Annotated in this window: 12 protein-coding genes, 1 rRNA gene and 1 pseudogene; 8 read left to right on the forward strand and 6 right to left on the reverse strand. The window is 43.2% G+C overall.

Translation table 11 applies throughout. The annotated features are described in order from the left end of the window. Window positions 1-118, reverse strand: a 16S ribosomal RNA gene (locus EKG38_RS21375); the annotation flags it as partial. Window positions 119-806: 688 nt separating this feature from the next. After that, on the reverse strand, window positions 807-2,246 hold the full coding sequence (gene ccoG / locus EKG38_RS21380) for a cytochrome c oxidase accessory protein CcoG (RefSeq protein ID WP_126522982.1): 1,440 nt from the start codon (window positions 2,244-2,246) through the stop codon (window positions 807-809). Window positions 2,247-2,372: 126 nt separating this feature from the next. Between ccoG and EKG38_RS21385 the strand changes: the two genes are divergently transcribed. The 7 genes from EKG38_RS21385 (at window position 2,373) to pstB (ending at window position 8,019) form a co-directional block, all read left to right on the forward strand. Beyond that, complete coding sequence (locus EKG38_RS21385) at window positions 2,373-2,690, forward strand: hypothetical protein (protein ID WP_342775869.1); 318 nt, start codon at window positions 2,373-2,375, stop codon at window positions 2,688-2,690. Between the two features lie 123 nt (window positions 2,691-2,813). Next, on the forward strand, window positions 2,814-3,719 hold the full coding sequence (locus EKG38_RS21390) for a 1,4-dihydroxy-2-naphthoyl-CoA synthase (protein WP_126522986.1): 906 nt from the start codon (window positions 2,814-2,816) through the stop codon (window positions 3,717-3,719). 207 nt (window positions 3,720-3,926) lie between these two features. Further along, complete coding sequence (locus tag EKG38_RS21395) at window positions 3,927-4,121, forward strand: DUF2061 domain-containing protein (RefSeq protein ID WP_126522988.1); 195 nt, start codon at window positions 3,927-3,929, stop codon at window positions 4,119-4,121. 481 nt (window positions 4,122-4,602) lie between these two features. Beyond that, complete coding sequence (locus EKG38_RS21400) at window positions 4,603-5,415, forward strand: phosphate ABC transporter substrate-binding protein (protein ID WP_126522990.1); 813 nt, start codon at window positions 4,603-4,605, stop codon at window positions 5,413-5,415. Between the two features lie 85 nt (window positions 5,416-5,500). Further along, complete coding sequence (pstC, locus tag EKG38_RS21405) at window positions 5,501-6,406, forward strand: phosphate ABC transporter permease subunit PstC (protein WP_126522992.1); 906 nt, start codon at window positions 5,501-5,503, stop codon at window positions 6,404-6,406. After that, window positions 6,406-7,254 carry a phosphate ABC transporter permease PstA gene (gene pstA / locus EKG38_RS21410; protein ID WP_126522994.1) on the forward strand — a complete coding sequence of 283 codons (849 nt, stop codon included), beginning with the start codon at window positions 6,406-6,408 and terminating at the stop codon, window positions 7,252-7,254. The genes pstC and pstA overlap by 1 nt, the downstream gene beginning before the upstream one ends. A gap of 15 nt (window positions 7,255-7,269) precedes the next feature. Further along, complete coding sequence (pstB, locus tag EKG38_RS21415) at window positions 7,270-8,019, forward strand: phosphate ABC transporter ATP-binding protein PstB (RefSeq protein ID WP_126522996.1); 750 nt, start codon at window positions 7,270-7,272, stop codon at window positions 8,017-8,019. A gap of 69 nt (window positions 8,020-8,088) precedes the next feature. On the opposite strand, the pseudogene EKG38_RS21420 reads toward pstB, so the two are convergent. Beyond that, a pseudogene (locus tag EKG38_RS21420) lies at window positions 8,089-8,283 on the reverse strand (helix-turn-helix domain-containing protein); the annotation flags it as partial. A 202-nt stretch (window positions 8,284-8,485) separates the two neighbouring features. On the opposite strand from EKG38_RS21420, the gene EKG38_RS21425 reads away from it, so the two are divergent. Beyond that, window positions 8,486-9,499 (forward strand): helix-turn-helix domain-containing protein, encoded by a 1,014-nt coding sequence (locus tag EKG38_RS21425; RefSeq protein WP_126523000.1) that lies wholly within the window; start codon window positions 8,486-8,488, stop codon window positions 9,497-9,499. Window positions 9,500-9,532: 33 nt separating this feature from the next. Here EKG38_RS21425 and EKG38_RS21430 read toward each other — a convergent pair whose 3' ends face one another. The 3 genes from EKG38_RS21430 to EKG38_RS21440 form a co-directional block, all read right to left on the reverse strand. Further along, window positions 9,533-10,201: a helix-turn-helix transcriptional regulator gene (locus EKG38_RS21430; RefSeq protein ID WP_126523002.1), complete on the reverse strand. Its 669-nt coding sequence runs from the start codon at window positions 10,199-10,201 to the stop codon at window positions 9,533-9,535. Window positions 10,202-10,300: 99 nt separating this feature from the next. Further along, a complete protein-coding gene (locus tag EKG38_RS21435) occupies window positions 10,301-11,578 on the reverse strand; it encodes an L-cysteine desulfidase family protein (protein WP_126523004.1) in 1,278 nt (425 codons plus the stop codon). 33 nt (window positions 11,579-11,611) lie between these two features. After that, the gene (locus tag EKG38_RS21440) at window positions 11,612-11,998 is read right to left on the reverse strand and encodes a Rid family detoxifying hydrolase (RefSeq protein ID WP_126523005.1); all 387 of its coding nucleotides are present in this window, start codon (window positions 11,996-11,998) and stop codon (window positions 11,612-11,614) included. Window positions 11,999-12,208 lie beyond the last annotated feature (210 nt).

Here is a 12,208-nt window from a genome sequence, read left to right on the forward strand (position 1 = left end):
TTACTCACCCGTCCGCCGCTCGACGTCTGATAGCAAGCTATCTCCGTTTCCGCTCGACTTGCATGTGTTAGGCCTGCCGCCAGCGTTCAATCTGAGCCATGATCAAACTCTTCAATTAAAGTTTTTTTGTTTTACTCACTAACTCAACTAAGAGCGTGAGCAAAACGGCTCAATGAATTATACTGTTTTTCATCAATCCACTCTTATAAAAGAATGGGTAATGAAGTTTACATATTGCTATGGTCACTCAGTGGTTCATCGAGTTAAATTTTTGATTGCTTCCTAAGAAGCAATTTCGAATAACTCAACACCTGTGAGTGTCCACACAGATTTCTTGTTTCAATTTGTTAAAGAGCGTTAGCATCAATCTTTCAGATGCTGCCGTTAGACGCTAGGTCGTTGGCTTGAGGAGGTGTATTCTACACTTCCCGTGATTGGCGTCAAGCGCTTATTTTAAGAAGTTTTCCAAGCGATGCTTTCTTATACAGAGCACATCAATGAACCACTTAAACCGCTTTTCACCTAAGTTCAATTTCCGAAGGATTCAAACAATCTAACACGCTGCAAGTCCCGTACTCCTTAGCTTAACGCTAACTCGTTGGCCTGCTGTGCCGTGTCAGTGGATGCGCATTATAGGGATGTGAGCTTGGAGCACAAGGGCTTTTTGAAAGAAAACCACATTAAGAGCCTTGAGTGCAGCTTTATCAATCGATACGGCGACTTAAGATACGAAATATGTGCTTAGGATACCGAAAAGGGGCTAAACGCCCCTTTTTATACTCTTATCTATTCAAAACTAACCATGGCTACTGACTAAAGAATCGTGACTCCTGTTTTGCCTCGATCACATCACCATTGTTTGTATCAGCATTAACTGCTGTCACCCTGAAATTAATGTTAGTCATCGATCTTGAAAGCTCTACCGGATCAACCGCAATACTAATAGGTAGAGTTAACACCTCCCCCCCCGCGATATGAACTCGTTGTAACCCATACCATAGAGACTCAGGTAAACCTTCTACAGCCAGTTTATAGTCATGAGCAGATTCAGTCTTATTGAGAATCTTCAATGTGAAAGTATTTTCAATCAAACCCTCATTATTCTCTCTGAATAACTGGTTTCTATCCCGAATAACATCAATGCGTACAGGTGCTATGGTTGCGCTTGCATAGACAAATATCACGATCATAACAGTCAGAACTACACCATAACCAACTAGCTTTGGTCTAAGCACTTTCTGTTTTATTCCATCGAGTTTATTTTCAGTGGTGTAAGCGATGAGTCCTTTATCGTACCCCATACGATCCATGGTCGTATCGCAGGCATCGATACAGGCACCACAGTTAATACATTCATACTGTAAGCCATTTCGAATATCTATACCGGTAGGACATACCTGCACACAAAGGTCGCAATCAATACAATCACCCAGCCCCATCTCTTTATGATCGGCTTTACGTGATCTTGGGCCTCGTGTTTCACCTCGTTTATTATCATAACCAACAATAAAGGTATTTTTATCGAACATCGCAGCCTGGAACCGCGCATAGGGACACATATGAATACACATGATCTCCCTCATCCAGCCCGCATTACCATAAGTAGCGAGAGTAAAGAGTACGACCCAAAAGTAGATCCCCCCGCTCGCGCTTAAAGTAAATACATCACGATATACTTCACTGGTAGGCACAAAGTAGGAGACAAACGTCATTCCCGTTAATAATGAAATGAATAGCCAGGATGCATGCTTTGCCGTTTTTCGCCAAAGTTTATTGAAACTCCAGGGCATCTGATCCAATTTAATCCGCTTATTGCGGGCCCCTTCAAGCTTCTCTTCAAACCAGATAAAAATAAACGTCCAAACCGTTTGAGGACAAGTGTAACCACACCACACCCTACCAAGGTAAGTCGTAACAAAGAATAAGCCAAAGGCGGCTATCATTAAAAGCGCAGCTAATAGAGTTAAATCCTGAGGCCAAATGGTCAAACCGAAAATATGAAACTTCTGCTCGCCCAGATTAAACCAAACAGCTTGACGGTCACCCCAAGGGATCCAAGGTAAGATAAGGAAAAAGAGCATGGCGACCCAACCTAATCGTCTTCGGAGCTGACTCCAGAGTCCATCGACGGCTCGAACATATATTCGATTACGTGGGTTAAATCGATCAGCCTTATTTGCATCTGGTTGATGGATCTTGATTCGTTTAGCCTTCGAATAATCCTTTTTTTCAGACTCTGTGCTCATCTTTGTAACCTTACCGCTTTAATATTGCACGAAAATTAGCTTATTATACCTGTTATATTACATTTTATTCATCAAAGTTGGGTTAAAAATATGAGAGGCTGGATCATATTAGGATTAGGAGCTGGGTTGCTATATTACGTAGCAACTGAGACCAATAAGCTCGATGAGCCGATTGCGAAATCAGATGAGCTATTACAAAAAATCGAGCGGAAATTAGACTCGTTAACGGGTACTAAAATCATTAGGGTAGATAACAGGCTAGCCCATCTGAAAAAAGAGATTGGCCAACGCATGTCTGAACGAGAACTAAAAGCTCTGGACGATGTACTTGCATCTGAGTATACCCTGCAAGAGTTCAAAGATGACTACTGTAGTGGCAAAACGAAACAGCATGATAGTTTCAATAAAGATAACCTCTTTTTTATTTGTGACAGGCTAAAGTAGTTTTCAAATAACTTAATATTCTAGACATATAGCCAGGCATTAATGGAAACTGACGATTGACCTGAGTTAAGTTTCGGCCTAGCCTTTGCTCAATCTAAATTTGGGTATTAAAGGCTAAATATCATGAGTCAGCAGGTTTCAGACATTTTTGATCCCACACTATGGGATCAAGTTTCCGGGTTTGATTTTGAAGATATCACCTACCACAGAGCCAAAGATCAGGGCACTGTACGTATCGCAATAAACCGCCCAGAGTGTAGAAACTCTTTCCGCCCCAAGACTGTTGATGAGTTATACACGGCATTAAACCATGCAAGACAGTGGTCAGATGTAGGTTGTGTACTGCTAACCGGTAATGGTCCATCGGCAAAAGATGGTGGCTGGGCATTCTGCGCTGGCGGCGATCAACGCATTCGTGGCAAAGATGGTTATAAATATGAAGGCGCCGAACAGGGTACACCTGACCTAGCCCGTATGGGACGTCTTCATATACTCGAAGTACAACGCTTAATTCGTTTTATGCCGAAAGTCGTTATCGCCGTTGTTCCAGGTTGGGCCGTTGGTGGTGGACACAGCCTGCATGTTGTATGTGACCTCACTTTAGCATCTAAAGAACATGCAATCTTTAAGCAGACCGATCCCGATGTAGGTAGCTTCGATTCTGGTTATGGCAGTGCATACCTCGCCAAGATGATAGGCCAGAAACGCGCTCGTGAGATCTTCTTCCTTGGCTTTAATTACAGCGCCGATGAAGCCTTCGACATGGGTATGGTCAACCGCTCTATCCCACATGCTGAACTCGAAACCGAAGCACTAAACTGGGCCAGAGAGATTAACTCTAAGTCTCCGACGGCTATGCGCATGCTTAAATATGGCTTCAATATGGCCGATGATGGCTTAGTGGGTCAGCAACTGTTTGCCGGTGAAGCAACGCGATTAGCTTATGGTACAGCTGAAGCTCAAGAGGGCCGCGATGCATTCTTAGAGAAGCGAGATCAAGATTTCTCTAAATTCCCTTGGCACTATTAATCCAACGTCTAACCAAACTGGAACCTATCCAGAATAGTTGACTTGAATAAAGCCGTTAGTATTTTATTACTAGACATTAAAGCTGACGGCTTTATAACTAAAAGCAGCTTTCAATTGAACAAACCGATTAAACAAATCTAATTACCTCACTACCAAAGCCAAATGAGAACGGTTATCATTTAAAAGCATTCGATAACGAGACTCATCATGAATAAAACAATCACATTTGCAATACTACACTTTAGCGTCGCATTCTCTGTGACTTACCTATTGACTGGTAGCGTCGTCATCGGTGGCACTGTCGCTCTCATCGAACCCGCCATAAATACCGTGGTTTTTTACTTCCACGAAAAGGTATGGCGTAAACTAGAACGGCATTCAAACGATACTATCTCGGCATAAAGAAGAAACACCATCAACAGTCTCGATTGGAAATTAAATCGACTAAAGTGCTTTGTCTGCAGGCGAGAATATATATCCCTTAAAAAGTTAGCTGTCACAAAAGCTTCATAAAAAATTTATCTCGGCAGTTAAAAACTGTTTTATTAACATATTCATATTGCTTAGCTTACTCGTAACTTTGAGTTCATCCGCTTAAAGCAGAAATCCTCTCAGGTGTAGAAGCCCTATCTCGCTTAGCTTTTAGGTAGTTAGCAGTTTCAGCTCACCTCATCTTATCGGTGGCAGTGTCAACATCCCTACACAGCCGAAAAAAACAATAAACCAACACAATACAAACAAAACACGTCGCAACAAACCTACCAGCCTAATCCGAAAGTACTGACTGTAACTTAGCTGTCATATTTATCTGTCTTAATGCCCCTGCTTCCAAAGAGAAGCCCTAATTCAATGTGTATTTCGACTTAATAGAGTGGAACTTGTGATGAAAAAAGTTATTGGTTTATTAGCCGCTGTTAGCTTAATAACAGCACCACTTGCTCAGGCAAGCGCAACAGTTACGGTTTCAGGTTCAACCTCTGTCACTAATGTCATGGAAGTATTGGCAGAAACCTATCAGCAATCAGCGGGTAAAAGTGTAGAAGTACAAGGTACCGGCTCATCAGCAGGTATCCGCGCCGCTAAAGATGGCACCAGCATGATAGGCATGTCGTCTCGTGATGTTAAAAGCAGTGAAATGACCGCAGACACAGAAAAAGTGGTTATTGCTCGTGACGGTATTGCGGTCACAGTCAACAATGCCAACCCAGTACAAAACCTAAGTAAAGATCAAATAGCTAAAATTTATCGCGGTGAGGTTAAAAACTGGAACCAAGTGGGCGGAGAGAACAAACCTATTGTAGTGGTGACTCGAGATGCCGCATCAGGAACCCGCGGCGCATTCGAAGACATAATGAAGCTAAAGCGTAAAGTAAAAGGCATGAAGGTATCCGCCATCACACCAACCGCTCAAGTTGGTAATGGTAACGGCATGGTCAAAACCATAGTTGCAAATAACACTTTTGCTATCGGCTACATATCTCTGGGTTCAGTCGATAACTCTCTACAAGCGTTGAAAGTCGACGGTATCGCAGCAACAGATGAGAACATTGCCGCCGGAGAATACACCATCGCTCGTCCATTTGTCGTACTCGTTAAAAACAACGTGGCCCAAGAAGCTCGAGACTTTATCGACTACATCCTATCGAATGATGGTCAAAACATCATTACAGAACAAGGTTATATCCGTATTAACTAATGCAACATTTGATAACTGGGGAGCCTAGGCTCCTCTTTAACTCTTACATCAAGCAGATTAAATCGCATGACCTTGAGGCAAAGTGATGGATACGGTAAATAAAATCCGCACATCTGAGCTGCAACTAGCTCAAAAACAAACTTATGATTGGGTTGAAAAGGGATTCCACCTACTATTTCTATGTAGTGCCATGGTTGGCGTTATCTCTGTCGCGACGATTGCTTGGTTCCTGTTTCATGAAGGCTTACCCGCCTTTCAAGAAGCCGGCGTCAGTGAATTAATCTTGGGGAGAGAGTGGCTTCCACCAGCACTGTTCGGCATATTCCCCATGATAGTAGCATCGCTTATCTCTACAGCGGGTGCTGTGATTATCGGTATACCTATCGCCATTTTAACGGCTGTTTTTCTGGCTGAACTGGCGCCTAAATGGCTTGCGGATATAGTCAGACCGGCAGTAGAACTGCTCGCTGGCATCCCATCTGTTGTCTATGGTTTTTTCGGACTGGTTATCATAGTCCCCGCCATAGAAACCCTATTTAACATTCCGGCTGGAAATACCATTTTGGCGGGGATAATTGTACTAGCAATCATGATATTGCCTACGGTTATCACCATTTCAGAGACCTCTCTAAGAGCATTACCATCTGTCTATAAAGAGGGAGCTCTCGCATTAGGCGCATCCCATATATACAGCATATTTAAAGTGTTAGTTCCTGCTGCACGTAGCGGTATTTTGACAGGAGTCGCGCTGGGTGTGGCTCGGGCTATAGGAGAGACTATGGCGATTATCATGGTCATGGGTAATGCTCCGGCCATGCCAGGTTCAATTTTAGAACCCGCTCGAACGCTGACGGCAAACATCGCCATGGAGATGTCGTATGCCACTGGGGTTCATGCAAGCGCGCTATATTCGACCGGCATCGTTTTATTGGTCTTTATCGTTTTACTCAATGCAAGCCTACTCTATGTAAACCGTAAGAGGAGCTTCTGATGCTTCAACTCAAAAGAGACACACAAGATAACCTACTCTTAGGTGCGATATGGAGCTCGGCGGCCATCACAATCCTGTTCCTGCTTTGGGTCGTATGGCATATTCTCAGCAATGGCTTTTCCCATGTGAGTTGGGAATTCATTACCGGCGCTTACACCCGCATTGGCGAAGCCTCGGGTATCTGGTCCATGATAATCTCGACGGTTTATATGGTTGGACTTTCGCTGGGCATCGCCGCGCCTATCGGCATTATGACCGCAATTTACTTAACGGAGTACGCTAAGCCCGGCAGTAAAGTGGTGCAGATGATTCGCTTTTGCATCGAATCTTTAGCTGGTATTCCCTCTATCGTTTATGGCCTGTTTGGTATGACTTTCTTTGTCACAACCTTAGGCCTAGGCTTTTCTATCTTAGCCGGATCATTAACCCTCTCAATGTTAATTCTACCTGTGCTTATTCGCACAACCGAAGAAGCCCTGCTCGCCGTACCGATGAGTTACCGTGAGGGTGGCTATGCTCTAGGAAGTAGTAAGGTATACACCATCTGGCGCTTGATACTTCCAAGTGCTCTTCCGGGTATCGTCACTTCAGTGATCTTAAGCATTGGCCGGATTATTGGCGAGTCAGCCCCGGTATTTCTCACCGCCGGTATGGTGACTCAAATACCTGAATCAGTCTTGGAGTCGGGCCGCACCTTAACCGTTCACCTGTACAAATTAACCCAAGAGCTATTTACCCAACATGAGAGGGATCAGGCCTACGCAACAGCCACAGTGCTTATTGTCCTGGTACTCATCTTAAATCTGGCAACTAAATTAATTGCCAACCGCTTTAATAAAGCATCTTAAACAAGGCCAGATATCATGAACAAGCTTGAAGTTAACAACCTGAATCTATTCTATGGCGATAACCATGCGCTTAAAGATATCTCATTGGAGATCCCTGCACGTCAGGTAACCGCCCTTATTGGTCCCTCAGGATGCGGTAAATCCACTTTACTTAGAACCTTAAATCGAATGAACGATCTGGTTTCCGGCGTAACAATCTCCGGTGACGTGAAGTTTGAGGGAGAAGATATCTACTCAGATGTCGATGTAAAACAACTAAGAATGCGAGTTGGTATGGTCTTCCAAAAGCCGAATCCATTCCCGATGAGCATCTATGAGAACGTTGCTTTCGGTCTAAAAGCTCAGGGCATGAAAGATAAGAAACAGCTAGATTCAATTGTCGAAGAGTCGCTGCGCGGTGCCGCGCTTTGGGATGAAGTAAAGGAGCAACTCAATACGCCAGCTTTCGGTCTATCGGGTGGTCAACAACAGAGGTTATGTATTGCTCGCGCTATCGCAATGCAGCCAGAAGTTATCTTAATGGATGAGCCAACGAGTGCTCTGGATCCCATCGCGACCCATAAAATTGAAGAGTTAATGGATGAACTGAGAAAGAAATTCACTATCGTGATTGTGACTCACTCGATGAACCAGGCTAAGCGTATCTCAGATAAGACCGCCTTCTTTTGGATGGGGGAATTAGTCGAACATGGAGAGACTAGCCAGATATTCAACCAGCCTAAAGATCTTCGAACACAAGGTTATGTGAGTGGGGAGTTCGGTTAACGAAAGCCGTTTCCATAGCATAGACACTTAAGCCAACTAAACTATCGCAGTTTGGTTGGCTTTAATCTCTCAGGGATAGCGATAGATTGAATGCACTGAAATATCGAGACGCGTCGCGGTGATCTGAGCACTGCCTTTCAGTTGATATATACCTAAGTAATAAAGCAGTGTCACTATCTCACGACTCTTTTTAGAGGGGGTTATGCTGGTATTATTTCGCACATCACGATTAACACCGTCGATAGTGTCATGTAACGCCTCATCGAACCCGCCGTAAATACCGTGGTTTAACATTCCCATGAGAAAGTATGACCCTCTACGCAGGTTAAGGGGCTTAATCGATCCCTCCAAAGAACAAGTATTCTGCTGAGACGAGACTTTGGTCAGATAGCTAGCTACCCCCCGAATCATCTTTTTTGATAGAATAATCTAAGCTGCACATATTTTTCGATGGAATAGAGAAGTTATGACCCAGAACAGTAACGAAATCCGCAGTAAACTTGCACTGCTTCAACTTGCTAAAGAACTCAATAGCATCAGCAAAGCTTGCGATATTATGGGATATAGTCGCGACAGTTATTACCGCTTTAAAAAACAATATGAAGAAGCCGGTGAACGGGGATTAATCAATTTATCGAGAAAAAAACCGGCATTAAAGAATCGAGTGTCTCAGGAAGTGGAAGATCAAGTTATCGAAATTGCGCTCGATTACCCTAATTATGGCCAAGCAAAAGCCGCAGAAATTCTAACGGCCAGAGGTTGTATCATCTCAGCCAGTGGGGTTAGGACAATCTGGCTAAGACATAACTTAGAAACCAAGAAAAACAGATTACTCGCGCTAAATAGTCGATTGAGACAGCAAAACCATTTGAGTTTCAAAGCTCAACATGACATGGAACAGCTCTATCAATTAGAACAGAATGAATCAACATTAGACTGCAAGTTCCCTGGTGATGTCTGTGTTCAGGATACATTTAAAATTGCAGAAATTAACGATCTTGGTCCGATTTACCAACACACTTTTATCGATGCTTACAGCCAATTCGCACATGCCATTATTTCCACAACCAATGACTCCAGAGTCGCGGCAGGCTTTTTACTAGAGACCGTTATTCCTTGGTACAAAGAGAACAATATTCACATCAATAGTATTTTGACCGACAGGGGCGCTGAATTCTCCGGGAAGAATAGTGTTCCCTTTCAGGAAGTAATTACTGAACTCGACATAAACCATATCCAGATGAGAGCCTATAACGGCCCCGTCGTAAACGGTATGGCTTCACAGTTCCAGCACCTGGCTTATAACGAGTTTTATGAGCCGTTCTTGAAAAAGAACAAAATCACTTCACTCGATACATTTAATGAAAGTTTGCGAATCTGGTTAGAAAGATATAATCATCAATATGCAATTTCTGGTAGGTATACCTTAGGTAAAACTGCAATTGAAGTTTTACAACTCAGCAAACATCTTATTAAATAGCCCAGTCATTAAATAACTTAGCTATTAGGTCAACTAGCTAGCCGATACTTGGTTAGCTTTAATTTCCCGCAGGTAACGATAGATGGTGTGTACTGAAATATCGAGTCGTGTCGCAGCAACTTGAGCACTGTCTTTAAGTTCAAAAATGCCTAATTCATAAAGTTGAGTGACTATTTCTCTACTCTTTTTCGAGGGAGCAATTGCACTATTTTGCCTCACTTCACTATTCACAGAGTCGATACTGCTGTGGAGTGCCTCATCGATATTTCGGGCAAAGACTTCAGGAGAGCTGGTAAAGTCTGCATTAATCATACTGTCAGGCATCATAGAGCGTAATACTGACTGTAGTGGGGCATCCATATCACTGTTTATACACAATAAGCCAATGGCTCTGTTGTGACTATTGCGAATGATGGTAGTAATAGACCGCAATGTCTTACCCGTTGCACATTTGGTCAGGTAAGAGTTAGAGATATCCTGACCCGTTTTTAGCTTTAACAGCGCGAGATTAGTGATTGGGGCACCGAGTTTTCTGCCTGTGATATGACCATTAGCAATTTTGATAACCGATGGTTCACGAGCATCGAGGCTGTGTAATACCACTTCAGTATGTTCACCATACATAGCCGCTATGCCATCGACTACATTCTCCATGGACTTCAAAATATCAAAATCACTTTGTGTCAGCTCTTGCAGTTTCACATCTATCCCTTAAATTGCCCTCCAGCCTTATAGTTGAAGGTGTATTCCAAAACAATCAATCCCCATATCACTGCATGACAGGCTGAGCCCAGCAGGATATCAAGCGGACATGATATTAATGATAGTGGTATCGGTTGAAGGCATACCGTGACTGATCATCTGGCCTATGTTGATAATCGTTTGCTCAACATCCTTAGCGATAATACCTTGTCCGGAAACAGAGCGGCTATTCATCGCCATTAAAAATGCCCTAACGGCTGCACAAGATGAAGTACTGACCTTCATTGCACAAGAAGCTTTAGCACCGTCGCATATCATGCCAGAACTATCACTGATCACATTTTGAATGGCAAAACAGGACTGCTCAAAACTTCCACCAGCCAAGTATACCATAGCCATTGAAGCCGCAGCACTCGTCACCGTGTTACCACAAAATGCCGATAAAGGCGGGTAATGAGACTTAATATAGATGGCACCAAGGTGACTTAAAATCAGGGCTCTGGCGAGCTGTTCATCACTACTTTTGTAATGTTTAGCAGTGATCACAACCGGAATAGTCGCGGCAATACCTTGGTTACCACTGCCTAAATTGCTCATCGCTGGCAGAGTCGCCCCGCCCATTCTGGCATCGGATGCTGCCGCGGTTTCCATCACAATTTTATTCAATAGATCGTTCGATAAAATCCCATCGTCGATACTCTTCTTCATCATACGGCCCACTTCAAGACCATAGGAGTTAATCATACCTTCATTGGACAAATTAATATTTAGATCGGCAGCCTGCAGAATAAACGCTATCTGCTCAAGCTCAATCTGAGTCGCAAACTCATAGATAGAGGCGATATTAATATCTACACCTTCACAGATTGATCCGGTAGAAGTTGCACTCGATTCATCAGCGATGAAATTAGTGTTACCGTTGAGTTGCTTCTCAACAATTAAGGTGTGTCCGCCACTGATCTTGACCAATGACTCCTGACCTTCAAATTTAGCGACCACACAGCAATAGATAAACTCATCAGTCACAGTACGCTTAACTGAGACCTTACCTGCATCTATCATCTCTTGCGCCAATAAAACTTGCTCAGGTGAGATAGTCGCTAACACTTCAAGACCAGCATCGGCATTACCACCAATAGCCCCCGCGGCCGCAGCAATAGCCAATCCAATCTTCCCGGTACCAGGAACAAAAACACCCATGGAGTTTTTATAAAGGTTATCAGAAACTAATACCTCTACTGAATCGGGAACACTACAACCTAACGCTTGAACGGCAACCGCTGCACCATAAGCCGCCGCAATAGGCTCTGTGCACCCAAGCGCCGGTTTAACCACTTGGTTAATGATCTCAATATACTTTTGCCATTCTGGTTTCATAGGGGGTACAGCCTTATAAAGTGCTTAAAGTAATTACTTAGATTTGATGTGTGCGATAGCTTCGATTTCTACCTTTACACCTAAGGGAAGATCTTTAACCGCAAAGCAACTACGGGCTGGACAATCGGTTTTAAAGTACTGCTTATACACTTCATTGAATACTGCAAAGTCATTGATATCGGCAAGGTAACAGGTCGTTTTCAATACCGTATCTAAACTAGCACCACCGGCAACTAACACGTGATTCAGGTTTTCCAGTGATTGCTTAGATTGTTCAGCAACGCCACCTTCAACCACTCCGCCCTTCACCTTGCACACTGGCAGCTGACCAGAGGTAAAGATAAGATCACCATATGTAGTGCCATGGGAGTATGGACCTATAGCCGCTGGCGCTTGTTCTGCATTGATCAGTGTTTTCATATAGCCTCTTTCAAATATTTTTTAATTTTAACTAACCACCATGATGCAACATTATTTTCATTTTCAGATAAATTGCAACTTAATTTTATTTTTTCAATGAATAAAACAGAACTTTAGACGACCGAGATCCCATTAAACAGGCATTATTGACTTTGTTCGCGCATTCAAAAGAAGTTGAGTGATTTTGATTGTAGCGAACAGAATGTTCAA

It is taken from the genome of Shewanella canadensis (assembly GCF_003966225.1).
Taxonomy (GTDB): domain Bacteria; phylum Pseudomonadota; class Gammaproteobacteria; order Enterobacterales; family Shewanellaceae; genus Shewanella; species Shewanella canadensis.